This window comes from Nonomuraea sp. NPDC050394, assembly GCF_044459065.1.
In the GTDB taxonomy this organism is placed as follows: domain Bacteria; phylum Actinomycetota; class Actinomycetes; order Streptosporangiales; family Streptosporangiaceae; genus Nonomuraea.
In genome coordinates this window covers 394,047-411,048 of sequence record NZ_JBITIO010000004.1, presented here as the reverse complement: position 1 = coordinate 411,048, position 17,002 = coordinate 394,047, and the positions used below count along the sequence as shown (strand labels likewise).

Sequence of the window (17,002 nt, the reverse complement as noted above, 5' to 3'; positions counted from 1 at the left end):
ACCACCATGCTGCCTGTCTTAGCCGTCCTGCATGCCGAGGACGTCGCCCTGGAGTTCGTCTCCGTCCTGACCCGGCATCCGGACGACGACGTCCACGTGCTGGTCGGGGTGCCCTCCGCGGCGCTCGTCCTGCCCGGCGGACTGCCCTTGCGCGAGCGGCTCGCCCTGCTCGCGCCGTATGTCGAGCCCGGCCGCAACACCGCGGCCCCGCCCACACCCGAGCAGGTCGCCGAGGTCCTGGCCGGCCTGCGCGCCCCGGTGGTGTGGACCCACTCGCCCGCCGACCACCGCATGCGGCGGGCGCGCCACGGATGGACCGTGGCGCGGAGCGCGGGCGCGGCGCTCTGCTCGGCGGGTGACAGCGCGCACCTGCAGGTGCTCGCCGACCAGGCCGCCGCGCTCACCCCTGCCGAGGCGGCAGCGAAGATCGAGTTCGTGGTACGGCACGGTGCCGCGCTGCTGGCAAGCCGGGTGGCCGATCGGCTGGTCACCACCGAGCGGGTGCCCTCGGTGGAGCGGTTCTTCCGGGTGGACGCCGGGCAGGCCGACCGGCTCTACGCGCTCACGGCCAGCCTCGGGGAGGACGCCGCGCTGGCCGACGACCCGTGGGAGTTTCGCGGCTCGCCGTACGAGATGGCCCGTCTGGACGCCACGGCGGCGTGGGTGGCGCGCTGGTGCGTGCCGGAGGACGGGCCGGTGGTCGAGGTCGGCGCCTGCCAGGGGGCGCTGACCGCGCGGCTGCTGGCCAAGGGGTACGCGGTGCACGCGGCCGAGCCCAACCCGCTCTTCCGCGACCGCCTGGAACGCGAGCACGGCGTGGCGGCGCTGCCCGACAGCCTGGAGGACCTGGCCGCGCATCGCCGCTGGCCGGCCAAGGTCTACCTGCTCGGCGAGATGCTGTACTACGGGCAGGACCTCGACGTGCTGCGCGACCTGCCCGCCGAGGTCCTGCTGATCTCCCTGGCCGAGGAGCGCATGGCCGACACGATCTGGCCATGGGTGCGTGAGCAGGACGTCTGGCGGGTCGCCGAACGCCGCGAACTGGCCCCGCCCGCCCTCGAACAGGTCTGCGACGGCCTGGCCTACGTCCGCAAACGCGGCAGCCGGGGATTGGCACTGACGCGAAACGGAGCCAGGTAGTGAGTTTTCGCACGATTGTGCTCTCGCCACACTTCGACGACGCCGCGCTGTCGGTGTCGGGGCTGCTCAACGCGTTGCCCCGCCCGGCGGTGTTCGTGACCGTGTTCGGTGGCGCGCCGCCGACCGGCCGTGCGCCGTCGGCGTGGGAGCGGTTGTGCGGGTTCACGTCGGCCGCGGAGGCCGCCCGCGAGCGACGGGCCGAGGACGCCAGGGCGTGTGACCTGCTCGGCGTCGAGCAGCTCGTCCTGGACAACCCGGACCTGCCTGCCAACGGCGTACGGCTGGCCGGCCTGGCCGAGTTCCTGCGCGCCCACGCCGGGGCGGCCACCCGGATCCTGATCCCGATGGGCATCGGCAACGCCGACCACGCCCAGGTACGCGACCAGGCGCTCGACGCCCTGGCCGGGGCCGGGCTGCCCGCGCCGTGGATCTACGCCGACCTGCCGTACGCCTCGGTCGTGCCCGAGTGGGGCACCGAGGCGGCGGCGGGCGCGCTGGCCGAGCATCCCCGGGCGGGGGCGCCGATCAGGGCGCTGTCCTGCGCCATCGCGCCGTGCCGCGCGCCGTCGCTGAAGGGGGAGGCGTGGGTGGCGAAGCGCAGGGCGGTGCTGGCCTATGCCTCCCAGCTGGCGCCGCTGGCCACCGATTTCGGGGAGGTGCTGGCGATGCCGGGGCCGCTCATGCACGAACTGGTATGGGCGGCTCGCTTCTGACCTCGGTAATGCCAAGGCCACAAGATACTTTCCACCGATCGTTCCCATGCGGATTTGGGCTTGAGGGGCTGCACGCCAAGAACGCGCCAATACTCCCTTTATCTCCTTATATGTGCCTTATGCGGTGTTAGCGTCGATTTGTCGGCATATAGGGGCTCCCGTCAGAGGGAGCTTGTTCATGAGGAGGGGAATCATGGCGAATGTCGGCTTCTCGACAGACTGGGATGGCTGGGGCCATGGCCACCGCCGTCGCCACAGGCGGAGGCGTCACCGTAGATGGCGCCGCTGGGGTGGCGGATGCCGCAGGCGTTGGTGGGGAGGAGGGTGGTGGTGGTAACACACCCCGCCTGACAACCCGGGAGCCGGCGGTTCTTACCGCCGGCTCCCGCCCTATGCCCGGTGGTTCAGATCGCCGGGCCCCGCTATGGCCGGTGGCTCACATCGCCGGGCCCCGCTATGGCCGGTGGTTCAGATCGCCCGGCCCCGCTATGTCCGGCGGTTCATATCGCCGGGCTCCCGCTATGTCCGGCGCTTCGTATCGCCGGGCCCCCGCTGCGTCCCGATGCTTCTGAGCGGGCGCCAGCGCAGCGGCAGGCCGGGGCCGCCCGCGACGAGCAGGCCCGCGTGGGCCGTCAGCACGGTGCCGGGAACCTCCAGGCCGTGCTCCTCCCACACGCCGCCGGGCAGCATGGTCAGCAGCAGGCCGCGCTCGTCCACCGCGAACAGGCGCCCGTTCATCCCGCCGAGGCTGACGGCGCCGCCCGAGGACCCGGCCGGCTCCCATCCGGAGGATCCGAAGGGCTGGCGCCACAGCTCGCCGGTGGCGGTGGCCACGTAGAAGGTGCAGTCGGCTATGGCCAGGCCCACGGGGTGTTCAGGAGCCGGGGCCAGGTCGCGCCAGGCCGTACCGGTGCCGTCGAGCTGGAGGAGGCGGCCCTCGGCGGAGACGCCGTAGAGGGCGACGCCGCGGCCGCCAGCGGCCTCCCTGGGCACCGCCAGGCCGCGGAGGTCGGCGGTGGGGGCGGTGCCGGTCCAGGGCAGGTTCTGGCCGCACAGCTCGCGTCTCATGAGCGTGCCATCGGCTCCTGCCGCGTACAGGGTGCGGCCGAGCACGGCCATCGCCCGCACGTCGGCGCTCGGGCCGATGACCTCCCACCGCTCGGACGCCGCGGCGGAGAAGCGGTCGATGACGTTTCTGGTGATGCGCTCGACGACCGGGTCGTGCAGCGTGTTGCCCCAGTTGACGGTGGCCGCGGTGAAGACCTGGCCGAGGCCGCTGGAGAAGACGCCCATGGTGGCCATGCCGCCCTGGCCGTATGAGGCCCAGTGGCGCAGGTCGGCGGTGGCCAGCACGACGAACGAGGCCGGCGTGCCGTCACGGGAGGTCGCCCGCGGCACCCCTCCCACCTCCTCGAACTCGGCCGCGTCGGTCTCGTAGCCCAGGCAGCCCTGCCCGAACGCGTCGCCGTCGGTCAGCCCGGTCCCCTCGAAGACCCAGTGCGAGGCGAAGCGCGCCGTGTAGGACTCCTCCAGCATGCGCGGCATGTACGGCCCCCACGTCCCCGCCCCGGCGCGGAAGCTGACGCCGGTCAGGGAGTTCTCCGGACGGCCGGCGGCCGACCACTCCACCGTGGCCAGGCTCGGGTCGCCGACCGGATCGGCGATGGCGTCGCGGTGGCAGACCATGGTCCGCCCGCCGTCCTCCAGCCGGATCTGCCACCATGCGGTGTTGCCGGCGAAGAAGGCGACGTTGCCGCCCAGGCGGACGAACTCCTCGACGGCGTCGCGCATGCCCGCGCTCCAGTACTCGTCGTGGCCGTTCACCACGAGCACCCGGTGGCGGGTCAGCAGATCGAGCCCGTCGTGCAGGTCCAGGTTGGAGCAGAACGCCACGTCGTAGCCGGCCGGGCGCAGCCAGCGCAGCATGCCGTGCTCCCAGCGTTCGGGGGAGGGCCCGACACCGGGGCGGTCGAAGGTGACCCTGGCGGCCCGCTGCGGGGACTCGGTCCAGTAGACGCCCTCGCCGGGCACGCCCGCCCTGTTGTACGCCTGCCAGGTGGTGAACGGCAGGCTGACCAGGATCGGGGAGGTCGGCACCGCCTGCCGTACGACGAAGTAGACCTCGTTGTCGGGGCAGGGACGCCCGCCCGGCAGGCTCTGCGGCCAGGGGATCTCGGCGCCGAACCGGGCCCGGTAGAGGGAACTGGGCCAGTCCGCGCCGATCTCCAGCTTCCAGTCGCGCGTGGCCGTACCCGAGAACAGGACGCGCTCGTCGGTGACGTCGGCGACCTCGACGCCGGCGGGCGCGGAGAGTGTGAACCGCAGCGAGGACCCCTGCTCGCAGGAGGTGGCGGCGGCGTAGGCGCTGACGGTCATCGGCGGGCCGTCTCGACGAGCAGGGACTCCAGGTCGAGGAGGTAGCGCTCCATGGCGGGGCGCGGCAGGTAGCGGGTGTCGGCGGTCAGCGAGACGCCCTCGCCGGTCACGTGCACGCAGAACCTGCAGTTGAGCATGTCCTGGCTCATCGGCCACTCCAGCGCGCTGTCCTCCAGCGCCTTGTCGAGTTCGGCGGCCGCGCAGGGCTCGGGGCCCGGGTCGGCCAGGCGCATGTCGTTGAAGCAGCAGTTGGGGTGGACGGGCTCGCCCCTGCGCTCGCTCTCGGCGGCGACCACGCGCGCCCGGTCGGCGGGGTCGTGGTAGGCGGAGCGGTAGGCGCGCATCGCGGCGGGTCCGGCGGCGCGCAGCACGTCGATGAACTCGCCGGTCACGTCCAGCGTGAACAGGCCCTCCTGGGAGAGCGTGCTGACGATGCCGAGGCTGTCGCGGCGGAAACGGTTGGCCACGATGGGCAGCATCGCGCAGGTGTCGTGGCCGGAGTGCCGGCCGGCGAGCAGGGCGGTGGCGGCCAGCAGGACGGTCGAGGTGGAGGTGTGCCGGGCGTAGGCGATCGCGCGGACGGCCAGGCCGAGCGCGGGGGAGCGGAGCGTCGCCCGCCAGATGGGCGGCGTGCTCTTCCGGCCGTCCGGCTCGGCGAACATCGTGGCCGGCGCGCGGTGGTGCTCCTCCGCCCAGTGCGCGGCGGCCGCCTCGGCGACCCGGCGGCCTTCCGCGCCGCCTTGCCAGCGGGCCAGTTCGAGCGGCTGCGGGGCGCGGGGACCGGCCACGTGGCCGCGCAGGATCAGCGCGCGAAGGTCGCGCACGGCGATCTCGGCGCCGAGCCCGTCGGCGGCGAGGTGACAGAAGACCAGCACCACGTGGGTGACGGCGTCGCCGTCGGCCACGAGCGCGACGCGCAGTGGCCACTCGGCGGAGTAGTCGAACCGGGTCGCGGCCAGTTCGTCCATCACCTTGTCGGGGTCGCCCTCGACGATCTCGACGGGCAGGGCGCCTTTGGCGAAGAGCCGTTGCTCGGCCCGGTCGCCGAGGCGGGTGCGCAGGGCGCCGTGCCGTTCCACCAGGGCGCCCAGCGCGCGCGTGACCTCGGCGGCCGGGCGCCGGCCCGGCACCTTGAGCACCCGGCCGAAGTTGAAGTAGTGGTCGTCGGGGGCGGTGCGCCGGATCGCCTCCCAGATCGCACGCTGCCCCCAGGTCAGCGGCGCCGTGCCCGAGTCGCGCGCGGCGAAGTCGGCGCTCATCGCGCGGCCAGCCGCCCGGCCAGCGCGTCGAGGTCGTCGAGCAGCGCGACGCCCTCGTCGGTGAGGTCGATCTCGACGCCGAACTCCGACTCGATCGCGTCGATCAGGCGTAACTGCGCGATGGAGGTGAGTCCAAGCGCGCTGAGCGGTACTCCCGCCGTCAGCGCCTCCCGGGCGCTGATCTCGCCGTCGGATGACTCCGCGACGAGCTCGGCGAGCCTTTCCTTGATCATCACTTGCCCGGCCTCCCGGATGGAGAGAGCACCTTACTGGAAAGATTCTTTACTGTTGAGTGTTCCATGGATCTTCCGAAGACCGCAAGGCCAGCAGTGCAAGGGGTTCGGGGCTTGTCTCCGTCGCGGCAGCGTGCGAGACTGGCGCTCGTTGAAATAAAAGGAAAGTTTCCTAATAGAAAGACGTCCGAGCCTGGGGGCGATCGTGAGCGTGACGCTTCCATCCCTTCTCCGCGCGCGAGCCGCCGCGGACCCCGGTCGCGTGGCGATGACCGTCCACGGCACGGGCTCGCTGACCTTCGGCGAGTGGGAGACCAGGTCGACCGACCTGGCCGCCGCACTGGTCGAACGGGGAGTCCGCGAAGGTGACCGGGTGGGGCTGGTCTATGGCAATGGCGACTGGCTCGACTATGCCGTCGCCTTCTTCGGGGCGGTGAAGGCGGGCGGCGTGGCCGTACCGCTGTCCGACCGGCTCGCGCGGGCCGACATCGACGCGATGCTCGCCCACTGCGGCGCGAGCGCGGTCTTACGCCCGGGTGAGGTCCCGCACGTCCTGGCCGCCGCGGCCGCGCCGTCGCCGCCCGCGCCCGGGTCCCTCGCCCAGATCCTCTACACCTCCGGAACCACGGGCCGCCCCAAGGGCGTCTCCGCCACCCACGCCAACCTCGCCCACGGCTGCGGCGGCCGGCGCCGCCCCTTCGCCCACAGCAAGCACCTGGCGCACGCCTTCCCGATCGGTACCAACGCCGGTCAGTGGATGCTGGTCAACGCGGTGGACGCGCACCCCGAGACGGTGACGCTGCCCCGCTTCACACCCGGCCGCTTCGCCCAGCTCATCCAGCACTACGAGGCCGGCACGGTCTTCCTGGTCCCCGCCATGGCCATCGAGATGCTCGCCGCCCGCGTGCACGAGCGCCACGACCTGTCGAGCGTGCTCCTGCTCGGCTCGGCGGCCGCGCCGCTGCCCGCCAAGATCGCGGTGGGGCTCGGCGACGCCTTCCCCAACGCCACGATCACCAACTACTACACCTCGACCGAGGCCGCGCCCGCCCAGACCGTCATGATCTTCGACCCCGACCGGCCGTCCAGCGTGGGCCGACCGGCCTCGGGCGGCGCCGTGAAGATCGCCACAGCGCAGGGCGAACCCCTGCCGGCCGGTACCACGGGCGAGGTCTGGATGCGCTCGCCCGCCGCGGTCCGCGCCTACTACGGCGACGCCGCGGCCACCGGCGAGGTCTTCCGCGCCGGCTGGGTCCGCATGGGCGACCTCGGCTACCTCGACGACGACGGCTACCTGTACCTGGTCGACCGCGAGAGCGACGTGATCAAGTCCGGCGCCTACAAGGTCTCCACCATCCACGTCGAGGACGCCGTCTACCAGCACCCCGACGTCACCGAGGCCGCCGCCTTCGACGTGGCGCACCCGACGCTCGGCAAGGCCGTCGCGGTCGCCGTCGTCGGCCCGGTGACCCACGAGGAGCTGCGGATCTTCCTCAAGGAGCGCCTGGCTCCCCACGAACTGCCCGTCCGCCTCATCTCCCTCGACGCTCTGCCGCGCAACCACAACGGCAAAGTGGACAAACACGCACTTCGAGAGGTTGTTAGATGACCGAAGCGACCTTCACCCAGCACGGCATGTGGATCATGGAAAACATGGGCGCCGGGTCGGCCTACCACATGCCATTGACCGTCCGCTTCGCCACACCACCCGACCGTGAGCGCCTGGCCGCCGCCGTGACCAGGCTCGTGGAACGGCATCCGCTGCTGGCCTGCGCCGTCGAGGAGCGCTCCGGCGTGCCTCACCTGATCCCGGCGGCCCTGCGGCCCGCGCTCGACGCGCAGCCCGTCGACGGGCCCTTCGACCTGGAGAAGGGGCCGCTGATCCGCTTCACGCTGGCCGGTGACCGCCTCCTGGTCCTCGCCCACCACCTGGTCTTCGACGGCCAGTCCAAGGACGTGCTGGTCGCCGACCTCGCCGCGTTCTACGAAGGCCGCGAGCCCGGCCCCTTGCAGGCGTTCGACGGCGTCGCCGCCCAGCGCGAGCGGGTGGCGGCCCAGCTGGAGGACGCCAAGGCGTTCTGGTCGGCGCGCTGGCGCGAGCCGGGCGAGGTGGCGGTGCCCGGCGGACGATTGCGCTCGCGCCGCGCGGGCGAGGGCGGCGTGCTGGAGTTCACGCTGGAACCGCCCGAGCTGCCCGGCCTGACCAGGTTCGAGGTCGTCCTGGCGGCCCTGCACACGCTGCTGCGCTCCTATGGCAATGAGCACGTCGTGACCGCGGTCGACCTGTCCACCCGCACACCTTCCGAAACCGGACGGATCGGGGCGTTCGTCAACGAGGTGCCGGTCTTCGGCGAGCCGTCTCCTGACATGTCGTTCGGGGACTTCGCCGCCGGGCTCCGTGCCGAGCTGCGTCTCGTGTACGGCTTCCGCGAGGTGCCCGTGGCGCGTGCCGTACCGGGAATCAGGCCACACGCGGCGCTGGCCCCCGTGAGCGTCAGCTACCGCAAGGCCGGACCCGAGATCCCCGGCTGGCAGGTCGAATGGCTGGCCTTCAACCAGGCCGTACGCGGCGCCCTGCAACTCCAGCTCCTCGACGGCCCCGAGGGCCTGACCGCCAGCCTGCGCCACGACCGGCAGGAACTGCCCGACCCCGGCCGCGTCGCCGCCGACCTCCAGGCGCTCCTGGCCCGCATCGAGCCCGGCCGCCCCCTGAAGGACCTGACCCCGTTCCACGACCTGGCCGCCATCGCGCCCGAGGAGTCCAGGCAGGCCGCCGCCGAGGCCGTGCCCGGCGACCCGCTGCTCGCGGAGATCACCGCGATCTGGGAGGAGGTGCTCAAGTTCTCGCCGGTGGAGCCGCACGACGACATCTTCGACCTCGGCGGGCACTCGCTGACCATCACCCAGATCATCGCCCGCGTCCGCAAGCGCCTCGGCGTCGAGATCGAGCTGGACGACTTCTTCGACAACCCGACCATCGCCGGGCTCGTCGAGGTGATGCGCCGATGACCACCACGCTCGACCGGGCGCTGGTGCCGAAGCTCGACGACGCGGACCTGTCCCTCATGCTGGAGATCAGGGCGTTCGAGCTGAAGCTGCTCGACCTGTTCTCCCAGGGCCTGCTCAACGGCACCACGCACACCTGCCTCGGCCAGGAGTACGTGCCCGTGGCCCTGCGCCCGCTGCTCACCCCCGGCGACCACGTCTTCAGCAACCACCGCGGCCACGGCCACTACCTCGCCCGCTTCGGCGACCTCGAAGGGCTGCTGGCCGAGATCATGGGACGCGAGGGCGCGGTCTGCGCGGGCGTCGGCGGCAGCCAGCACATCCGCCGCGACGGCTACCTGTCCACGGGCGTCCAGGGCGAGAGCCTGCCCGTCGCCGCCGGCGTCGCCCTGCACCTCGCGCGGGCGGGCTCCGGCGCGCTCGCGCTCGTCTACATCGGCGACGGCACCTTCGGCGAGGGCGCCGTCTACGAGGCGCTCAACATCATCGCGCTCTGGCGGCTGCCCGTCCTCGTCGTGGTCGAGAACAACGGCATCGCCCAGTCCACCCCGATCGCCACGCACCTGGCCGGCACGATCGCCGGCCGGGCCGCCGCCTTCGGCATCGGCCACCACCTGGTGGAGGGCTTCGACCTGCCGGGCATCCGCACCGCGCTGGAACCGCTGATCGCGCGGGTACGGCAGGGCGAGCCGCTGATCGCCGAGTTCGCCACCCACCGGATCGGCCCGCACAGCAAGGGCGACGACACCCGCCCGCCCGAGGCGCTGAGCGAACTGCGCGACTGGCGCGACCTCTACGCCGCCGCCCACCCCGAGCAGTCAGAACGCCTCGACCAGGCCGCCCGCGCCCGCGTCGAGGCCGTCGCCGCCGACGTCATCGCCCGCCCGCCGTCCCGATGGGCGCGCCCATGAGAGTCGCAGAGAACCTCAACACCGCCCTCCACACCCTCATGGACACCCGCCAGGACCTGTACCTGCTCGGCGAGGACGTCCTCGACCCCTACGGCGGCGCCTTCAAGGTCACCCGCGGCCTGTCCACCCGCCACCCCGGCCGCGTGCTGACCACCCCGATCAGCGAGAGCGCCATCACCGGCGTCGCCGCCGGCCTGGCCCTGTGCGGCGACAGCGCCATCGTGGAGGTCATGTTCGGCGACTTCGCCGCACTCGCCTTCGACCAGCTGCTCAACTTCGCCTCGAAATCCGTCTCCATGTACGGCTCCCGCGTACCCATGCGCATGATCGTGCGCTGCCCCGTCGGCGGCGGCAGAGGCTACGGCCCCACCCACAGCCAGAGCCTCCAGAAGCACTTCGTCGGCATCCCCGGCCTCGCCCTGTACGAGATGTCACACCTGCACGACAACCTCGCCGTCCTCCAGGAGATGCTGGCCCGCGAGGAGCCGTGCGTCCTGTTCGAGGACAAGGTCCTCTACACCCGCCCCATGCACACCGTGCGGCCCCCCTTCACCGTCGAGAACACCGGTGGCGTCGCCCGCGTCTTCCTCGACACCCGGCCCGACTGCGTGATCGTCGCGCCCGGCGGAATGGCCCACCGGGCGCTGGCCGCCATGCACTCGCTGCTGATGGAAGAGGAGATCTCCTGCACCCTGCTGGTCCCCTCGCGCCTCTACCCGTTCGACGTGGACGTGCCCGCCGCGCCGCACGTCTTCGTCGTCGAGGAGAGCACCGCGGGCGGCACCTGGGGGGCCGAGGTCGCCCACGCCGTCCACCGGCGGCACTGGGACCGGCTGGCCGGCCCGGTGACGCTCGTCCACTCCGCGGACTCCGTCATCCCCACCGCCGCCCACCTGGAGCGCGAAGTGGTCGTGGACGAGACCGTGATCCACCGCGTCATCAGAGAGGTCATCCGTGGCTGAGCTGCGCGTGCCCAAGCTGAACAACAACGACACCGAGTACATGATCGTCGAGTGGCTGGTTCCCGACGGGGCCGAGGTACACGAGGACGACGCGGTCGTGCTGGTGGAGACCTCCAAGGCGGCCGAGGAACTCCCCGCCGACACCACCGGCGTCCTGCGCCACGCGATGAAGGCCGGCGCCTGGTGCCACCCCGACGAGGTCATCGCCACCATCGGCCCCGACCCCGCCACGCCCGCCGTCGCGCCCGCCGTTGGGTCCTCCGCGCCCGCTGTTGGGTCCTCCGCGCCCGCTGTTGGGTCCTCCGCGCCGGCTGTTGGGCTCTCCACGCCGGCTGTTGGGTCCTCCGCGCCCGCTGCTGGGCTCTCCGCACCCGCCCCCTCGGCTGCCGGGTCCGCGGAGGCGGGTGGGCCGTTGGTGACCGCGCCCGCCCAGGCCCTCATCGACCAGCACGGCATCACGCCCGAGCAGGTCGCGAGCCTGGGTGTGCATCTGGTACGGCGGGCCGACGTGGAACGCCTGCTGACCCGGGCGGACCGGATCGAACTGCCCCGCGTGCAACGTGCCGTCGCCAGGGCCGTGGAGCTGTCCCACCAGACCATCCCGGCCGCCTACGTCGCGGTGCGCATGAACCTGACGCCCGCGCTCGAGCGAGCCCGCACCCTGACCAAGGAGGTCCGCCGGCCCGTCGGCGTGGCCGAGATCTTCGTCCAGGCGGTCGCGGGGCTGCACGGGGAGTTCCCCCTGTTCTTCGCCAGGCTTGATGGCAGCCATGCGGTTCTGTCCGCCACGCCGGACATCGGGGTGACGGTGGACCTGGGGGAGGGCCTGTACGTGCCGGTGGTGCACGACGCGGCCGGCCGTACACTCAAGGACCTCGCGGGCACGCTCATGAAGCACCGGCTGGCCGCCACGACCGGCGACTTCAAGGAGTCCGACCTCACCGGCGCCAACTTCGTCGTGACCCTGCACACCGAGGGGGAGGTCGAGATGGCGATCCCGTTCGTCTTCCCCGGCACGGCCGGCGCGCTGGCCGTGACCTCACCGGCCGACGGGTCCCCGGCGCTGATCGGGCTGGCCTACGACCACCGGCTGATCAACGGCCGGGACGCCTCGCTGTTCCTCGCCGCGTTGCGGACGGCCGTGACCGGCTGGACGGGCGGGACGCTCGCGTAGCGGGCCAAGGTCCCCGGGCCCAGGGGTTCGGGCCCGGAGGGCAGGCGTTCAGGCGGCGTGCGTGAAGCCGCCGCCTGAACGCCGACCCTCGACACAACCCCACAGGCCGTCAACCTGCGCGCGGCCATACCCCGGACCACCAAACCCCAGGGCCGTCAACCCCAGGGCCGTCAACGCGTCAGGTCGCCGCGCCACGGGGTCACCCCTACGGGGTTTGCCGCCTCTTCGGAGCCCCGCCGACCCCGGGCCGTCGTGTCAGGGACCGCCCACCCCCAGGTCGTCAACTCCTCAGGTCGCCGCGCCACGGGGTCACCCCACGGGTTTGTCGTCCCTTCGGCGCCCCGCCATCCCACGGGCTGTCATCCCACGGGCCGTCATGCCACGGGCCGTCATCCCTCAGGCCGTCATCCCACCTGCGGTCAAACCATGGGGTGGTCGGGCCGTGGGTTGCTGTGCCCACGGTTCGGGTGTCAGGCGGTGAGGAGTTCGACGGCTGCCATCGCGTTGGCCCTGGCCGCGCCGTACGTGGCGATGTAGGCGGCGCTGTCCGGACGCCACACGGGCAGGCCCATCTCGATCACCGTGGTGTCGGGCCGGGCGGTGACGAGCATGGTCACGAGGCGCCGGCTGGCCGTGTGCCGGTGGGCGTCCTTGACGACGACGATGAGCGAGCGGCCCCTGGCGCGTTCCAAGATCCCCAGGGCGTCCGCGTCGTCGGGCTTCAGCCTGACCGTCTCCGCCTCGGGCAGTTCGAGACCCCAGGGCACGTCGCCGACGGCGATCGTGGGCGGCGTGTCGAGTTCGACCACGAGGGGGTTGGTGAGCGGGTTCGTGGCGCCGGTCAGGCGGACCGCGCGGCGCGCGGCGGCCAGGCCGATCACGTTCAGCTCGGTGGTGGGGGCGGTGCCGGAGCCGAACCACTCGCGCAGCGCGGCCACCCGGGCCGCCGCCTCCTCCAGCCGCTCGACCGGCACGGTGGCGGCGATCTCGGCGATGACGCGCTGGACGTCGTCGTAGCCGGGGATGGGGCCCAGGCACAGCATGTCAGCCCCGGCGGCCAGCGAGCGCGCGGCGCCCCCCGCCAGGCCCACGCTCTTGGTGATCGCGTGCATGTCGAGGGCGTCGGAGACGACGACGCCGTCGTACCCGAGCTCCTGACGGAGCAGCACGCTCAGCGCGGCGGCGGACAGGGTCGCGGGGGTGTCGCCCGTGAGGGCGGGGACGGCGACGTGCGCGGTCATGATGGACTTGGCGCCCGCCTGGATGGCCGCCTGGAAGGGCGCGAGCTCGCGTTCGTACAGGACGTCCATGGTGACGTCCACGATGGGGATGGCCAGGTGCGAGTCCATGCGGGTCGCGCCGTGGCCGGGGAAGTGCTTGACGCAGGCGGCCACGTTCACCGACTGCAGGCCGCGTACGGCGGCCACGGTGTGGCGGGACACCAGCGCGGTGTCGCTGCCGAACGAGCGGGTGCCGATGACGGGGTTGTCGTCGGCGGTGTTGACGTCGGCGTCGGGGGCCATGTCCAGGTTGATCCCGCACGCGGCGAGTTCCGAGCCGATCGCCCGGTAGACCCGGTGCGTCAGCTCGACGTCGTCCACCGCGCCCAGAGCGGCGTTGCCCGGGTAAGGGCTGCCGACGTGGTAGGCGAGACGGGTGACGTCGCCGCCCTCCTCGTCCAGCGAGATGACGGGCTCCCCGGCCGCCCTCAGGCTGCCGGTCAGCTCCGCCACCTGGGCGGGGTTGCCGACGTTGAAACCGAAGAGCGTGACGCCGCCGAGGCCTTGCTCCAGTTCCCTCAGCACCCAGTCGGGTGCCGTGGTGCCCTGGAAGGCGACGAGCAGTGTGCCGGCCGCCAGGCGGCGCAGCCCCCGATCACTCTGACTCATATCTCCTCATCACGGAGGTTGGTGAGCTCGCGCCGCGGCCTGTACGGCGGGCGGCGCGAGCCGCTTGCGGGGTGCTAGCCCTTGACGGCCCCGGCCACCAGGCCGGAGACCATACGGCGTTGCACCAGCAGGAAGAAGATCAGGACCGGGATCGTCATCAGTGTCGACGCGGCCATGATGCCGCCCCAGTCCGTCGAGCGCTGCCCGACGAAGAACGACAGCGCCCTGGGCATCGTGAACTTGCTGGAGTCCTCGATGAGCGTGAGCGCGAAGACGAACTCGTTCCAGGCCGTGATGAACGAGAAGATGCTCGTGGCCACCAGGCCCGGCGCGACCAGCGGGAACAGGACCCGCCAGAAGGTGGTGAAACGGCTGGCTCCGTCGATCCAGGACGCCTCTTCCAGCTCCTTCGGGACGGCGGCCACGAAGGTACGCAGCATCCACACGGAGAACGGCAGTGTCAGGCCGACGTTGATGACGATCAGGCCGAGCAGCTCGTTGTAGAGGCCCATCTGGCGCACGTTCAGGAACAGCGGGATGAGCAGCGCCTCGGACGGCACCATCTGCACGATCAGCAGCAGGATGAGGAAGCTCGTCCGGAAGCGGAACCGGAAGCGCGCGACCGCGGTGGCGGCCAGCAGCGCGAACACGGCCCCGATGATGATGGTGCTCAGCGACACGATCGCGCTGTTCATCATGTAGGTCCAGATGGAGTTGCCGTTGATGCCCTTGGTGAAGGCCCGCTCGACGTGTTCGAGAGTGGGCGGCATCGGGAACGGGATGAACTCCGTGGTGTAGATCTGGTCGTTCGGCTTGAAGGCCGCCGAGACCATCCAGTACACGGGGAAGACCGCGAAGAGGAAGACGGCGATGCCGGCCGTGTTGAGGCCGATCTTGCCGAGCCTCTTGCGGGTCACGGGATTCATCGGACGTCCTCCGTCTTCACGATCTGCCGTACGTACACGAACGTGATCAGCAGGAGGATCACGGTCAGCACGACGGCGATGGCCGAGCCCAGGCCCATGTCGGGCGGCGGGTTGAAGGCCTCGATGTAGCTCCACACCGAGAAGTTGAAGGCCTCCCGGGGCATGTTGCTGCCGCCGGCCAGGATGAACAGCTGGGTGAAGACCTTGAAGTCCCAGATGATGGAGAGCACGACCAGCACCGAGAAGACCGGCCGCAGCAGCGGGAAGGTGATCTTCCTGAACGTCTGGAAGGCCGTGGAGCCGTCCACCCGCGCCGCTTCGTACAGCTCACTCGGAATGCTCTTCAGCCCGGCCAGGATCGAGACCCCGATGAAGGGGAACGAGGCCCAGACGACGGTCAGGATGAGCACGAAGTAGATGTCGGACGGGTCGTTGAGCCACGGCACGCCGGCCCAGTCGGCCCGGCCGAAGACCAGTTGCGAGAGCCAGTCGGGCAGCAGGTTGAGCACCCAGTTGACCACGCCGGAGTCGGCGTCGAACAGCCACTTCCACACGACCGCCGCCGAGGTGGGCGGGACCGCCCAGGCGGCCATGGTGCCGACGATGACCGTGGTGGACATCTTCGGGCCGAGCTTGTGCAGCAGCAGCCCGACGAGCGTGCCGATGAGCAGCGTCAGCGCGACCGTGACGACGGCGAAGATCAGCGTGTTGCGTACGGCGACGCCGAACAGGTCGGACTGCAGCGCCGCGGTGTAGTTGTCGGTGCCGACGAACTCCGCTGGCAGCGGGTTCCTCGGCCGGATCTGCCGCAGCCCGACCTTGTGGAAGGACATGTCGACCATCTGGTACAGCGGATAGAGCAACAGCACCGCGATGACCAATAGGCCGGGCAGGAGCAGGGCGTACGGGACAAACCGCGGAGGCAGTCCGCTGGGCCGGCGCGGCGGCTTGGCCCGCCGCGCCGAGGCGGTGGCACGGTGGCCCCCGCCTCGGGCGATGGTAGACGTATCACTCATCGTTTACTGCTGGTTGAGGATGGACTCGAGCTCGGTGTTGGCGGCGGCCAGAGCCTCGTCGACGGTCGCCTCGCCCTTGATCACCTTGCGCGCCGCGTTCTGCAGCACGGCCTTGGTGTCGTTGGCCTCAGCCCAGTTGGGGCTGGCCGGGAAGCCCTTGGCGACCGCGAAGGTGTCGGTGAACGCCTTCTGCATCGGGTCCTCGCCGAGCTTGGCCAGAGCCTCGGGGTAGAGCGGGAGCAGGCCCTCCGAGGTGGCGTAGAGGGTGCCGAACTCCTTGCCGGCCGCGACCTTGATGTACTCGGCCGCGAGCTCGGGGTTCTTGGAGTCCTTCCAGATGGCGATGTCGTTGCCGCCCTGGAAGGCCGGGGCCGGTCCGCTGCCGTCCTTGTTGGGGAGGGAGAAGAAGGCCATCTTCGACTCGTCGATCTTGCCCTTGCTCTGTTCCTTCACCTGGGAGACGTCCCAGCCGCCGGTGACGTACATGGCGACCTTGCCGGCCGCGAAGCGCTGGGAGATCTCGATGGAGTTCAGGTTCAGGCGGGCCTTGCCGGACACGCCGTTCTTGGCGACCAGGTCCGTGTAGTACTGGAAACCTTCCTTGAAGCCGGGCTCGGTGAGCTTGCCCACCCACTTGCCGCCCTCGTTGGCGGCGAAGTCGCCGCCGGCCGACCAGACGAAGGGGGAGAGGGACATGTTGGCGTCGGAGCCGCCGTTGAAGGCGAAGCCGTCGACGTCCTTGCCCTTCTTCTCCTGAACCTTCTTGGCCGCGGCCACCAGGTCTTCCCAGGTCTTCGGAGTCTCGATCTTGAGCTCGTCGAACCAGTCCTTGCGGTAGAGCACGGCACGGGTGCCGCCGCCCCACGGAACGCCGTAGATCTTCCCGTCGATCGTCTCGTAGCTCCACAGGTTCTGCGGGATCGACTGGAAGTCGGGGGTCGACTTGGCGATGTCGGTGATGTCCTGCAGCGCGTCCTGCTTGACCCAGGCGGCGACCTGGTCGTTGCCGAACTCGGTCACGTCCGGGCCCTCGCCGGCGGCCAGGGCGGTGGTCCACTTCTTCTGGGCGTCGGGCCACGGCACGAACTCGACCTTGACGTCAGCGCCGGTGAGCTCCTTGAACTTGGTGTTGATGTCGTTCATGAGCTTGGTCGAGACGTCCTTCGGCGTGCCCAGGCGCCACATCGTGAGCGTCTGCCCCGCGAACTTCTGGCCCGGTGCGGCGCTCGACGCGCCTTCGGACGGTGCCGCGGAGGGCTTCGGCGCCTCGGAGCCTCCACAGGCGGCCACGCCAAGAGCCAGAGCGGCTGTGGTGACCGTAGTGGCTGTGATCTTCGCGATCCTCACAGGGTTCTCCCTTCCATGGTGCTGGCCTACGGTCGGCACCAGGCTGGCTG

General features: G+C 71.2%; 14 protein-coding genes. 7 read left to right on the top strand and 7 right to left on the bottom strand.

The window, feature by feature from the left end; genetic code table 11:
• Nucleotides 1-6: 6 nt before the first annotated feature.
• Together ACIBKY_RS19425 and ACIBKY_RS19420 are read left to right on the top strand one after the other, a co-directional pair.
• On the top strand, nt 7-1,140 hold the full coding sequence (locus ACIBKY_RS19425) for a hypothetical protein (RefSeq protein WP_397098030.1): 1,134 nt from the start codon (nt 7-9) through the stop codon (nt 1,138-1,140).
• Complete coding sequence (locus ACIBKY_RS19420; RefSeq protein WP_397098029.1) at nt 1,140-1,853, top strand: PIG-L family deacetylase; 714 nt, start codon at nt 1,140-1,142, stop codon at nt 1,851-1,853. Before ACIBKY_RS19425 ends, ACIBKY_RS19420 begins: the two co-directional genes overlap by 1 nt.
• A gap of 519 nt (nt 1,854-2,372) precedes the next feature.
• On the opposite strand, the gene ACIBKY_RS19415 is transcribed toward ACIBKY_RS19420, so the two are convergent.
• From ACIBKY_RS19415 to ACIBKY_RS19405, 3 genes are read right to left on the bottom strand one after another with little or no spacing between them, the layout of a single operon-like run.
• Nucleotides 2,373-4,229 (bottom strand): N,N-dimethylformamidase beta subunit family domain-containing protein, encoded by a 1,857-nt coding sequence (locus ACIBKY_RS19415; RefSeq protein WP_397098028.1) that lies wholly within the window; start codon nt 4,227-4,229, stop codon nt 2,373-2,375.
• Complete coding sequence (locus ACIBKY_RS19410) at nt 4,226-5,488, bottom strand: condensation domain-containing protein (protein ID WP_397098027.1); 1,263 nt, start codon at nt 5,486-5,488, stop codon at nt 4,226-4,228. Before ACIBKY_RS19410 ends, ACIBKY_RS19415 begins: the two co-directional genes overlap by 4 nt.
• Nucleotides 5,485-5,721 carry an acyl carrier protein gene (locus tag ACIBKY_RS19405; RefSeq protein ID WP_379625479.1) on the bottom strand — a complete coding sequence of 79 codons (237 nt, stop codon included), beginning with the start codon at nt 5,719-5,721 and terminating at the stop codon, nt 5,485-5,487. The genes ACIBKY_RS19410 and ACIBKY_RS19405 overlap by 4 nt, the downstream gene beginning before the upstream one ends.
• Nucleotides 5,722-5,926: 205 nt before the next feature.
• Between ACIBKY_RS19405 and ACIBKY_RS19400 the strand changes: the two genes are divergently transcribed.
• The 5 genes from ACIBKY_RS19400 to ACIBKY_RS19380 are packed head-to-tail and all read left to right on the top strand — an operon-like array spanning nt 5,927 to nt 11,774.
• Complete coding sequence (locus tag ACIBKY_RS19400) at nt 5,927-7,330, top strand: class I adenylate-forming enzyme family protein (RefSeq protein ID WP_397098026.1); 1,404 nt, start codon at nt 5,927-5,929, stop codon at nt 7,328-7,330.
• A complete protein-coding gene (locus ACIBKY_RS19395; protein WP_397098025.1) occupies nt 7,327-8,730 on the top strand; it encodes a condensation domain-containing protein in 1,404 nt (467 codons plus the stop codon). Before ACIBKY_RS19400 ends, ACIBKY_RS19395 begins: the two co-directional genes overlap by 4 nt.
• A complete protein-coding gene (locus ACIBKY_RS19390) occupies nt 8,727-9,638 on the top strand; it encodes a thiamine pyrophosphate-dependent dehydrogenase E1 component subunit alpha (protein ID WP_397098024.1) in 912 nt (303 codons plus the stop codon). Before ACIBKY_RS19395 ends, ACIBKY_RS19390 begins: the two co-directional genes overlap by 4 nt.
• Nucleotides 9,635-10,600 carry an alpha-ketoacid dehydrogenase subunit beta gene (locus ACIBKY_RS19385; protein ID WP_397098023.1) on the top strand — a complete coding sequence of 322 codons (966 nt, stop codon included), beginning with the start codon at nt 9,635-9,637 and terminating at the stop codon, nt 10,598-10,600. Before ACIBKY_RS19390 ends, ACIBKY_RS19385 begins: the two co-directional genes overlap by 4 nt.
• A complete protein-coding gene (locus ACIBKY_RS19380; protein ID WP_397098022.1) occupies nt 10,593-11,774 on the top strand; it encodes a 2-oxo acid dehydrogenase subunit E2 in 1,182 nt (393 codons plus the stop codon). The genes ACIBKY_RS19385 and ACIBKY_RS19380 overlap by 8 nt, the downstream gene beginning before the upstream one ends.
• Before the next feature lie 470 nt (nt 11,775-12,244).
• On the opposite strand, the gene ACIBKY_RS19375 is transcribed toward ACIBKY_RS19380, so the two are convergent.
• The 4 genes from ACIBKY_RS19375 to ACIBKY_RS19360 form a co-directional block, all read right to left on the bottom strand.
• Entirely contained in the window at nt 12,245-13,663 is a 1,419-nt protein-coding gene (locus ACIBKY_RS19375; protein WP_397098021.1) for a glycoside hydrolase family 3 protein, read from the bottom strand.
• A gap of 74 nt (nt 13,664-13,737) precedes the next feature.
• Nucleotides 13,738-14,589, bottom strand: coding sequence for a carbohydrate ABC transporter permease (locus ACIBKY_RS19370; protein ID WP_397098020.1), 852 nt, complete (start codon nt 14,587-14,589; stop codon nt 13,738-13,740).
• Complete coding sequence (locus ACIBKY_RS19365; protein ID WP_397098019.1) at nt 14,586-15,605, bottom strand: carbohydrate ABC transporter permease; 1,020 nt, start codon at nt 15,603-15,605, stop codon at nt 14,586-14,588. Before ACIBKY_RS19365 ends, ACIBKY_RS19370 begins: the two co-directional genes overlap by 4 nt.
• 3 nt (nt 15,606-15,608) lie before the next feature.
• A complete protein-coding gene (locus ACIBKY_RS19360; RefSeq protein WP_397098018.1) occupies nt 15,609-16,952 on the bottom strand; it encodes an extracellular solute-binding protein in 1,344 nt (447 codons plus the stop codon).
• Nucleotides 16,953-17,002: the final 50 nt, after the last annotated feature.

Bases quoted from the DNA above. Each gene is read 5' to 3' on its own strand.
- ACIBKY_RS19410 (WP_397098027.1), bottom strand. From the start codon at position 5,488: ATGAGCGCCGACTTCGCCGCGCGCGACTCGGGCACGGCGCCGCTGACC.
- ACIBKY_RS19390 (WP_397098024.1), top strand. From the start codon at position 8,727: ATGACCACCACGCTCGACCGGGCGCTGGTGCCGAAGCTCGACGACGCG.
- ACIBKY_RS19415 (WP_397098028.1), bottom strand. From the start codon at position 4,229: ATGACCGTCAGCGCCTACGCCGCCGCCACCTCCTGCGAGCAGGGGTCC.
- ACIBKY_RS19425 (WP_397098030.1), top strand. From the start codon at position 7: ATGCTGCCTGTCTTAGCCGTCCTGCATGCCGAGGACGTCGCCCTGGAG.
- ACIBKY_RS19385 (WP_397098023.1), top strand. From the start codon at position 9,635: ATGAGAGTCGCAGAGAACCTCAACACCGCCCTCCACACCCTCATGGAC.
- ACIBKY_RS19375 (WP_397098021.1), bottom strand. From the start codon at position 13,663: ATGAGTCAGAGTGATCGGGGGCTGCGCCGCCTGGCGGCCGGCACACTG.
- ACIBKY_RS19370 (WP_397098020.1), bottom strand. From the start codon at position 14,589: ATGAATCCCGTGACCCGCAAGAGGCTCGGCAAGATCGGCCTCAACACG.
- ACIBKY_RS19365 (WP_397098019.1), bottom strand. From the start codon at position 15,605: ATGAGTGATACGTCTACCATCGCCCGAGGCGGGGGCCACCGTGCCACC.
- ACIBKY_RS19405 (WP_379625479.1), bottom strand. From the start codon at position 5,721: ATGATCAAGGAAAGGCTCGCCGAGCTCGTCGCGGAGTCATCCGACGGC.
- ACIBKY_RS19395 (WP_397098025.1), top strand. From the start codon at position 7,327: ATGACCGAAGCGACCTTCACCCAGCACGGCATGTGGATCATGGAAAAC.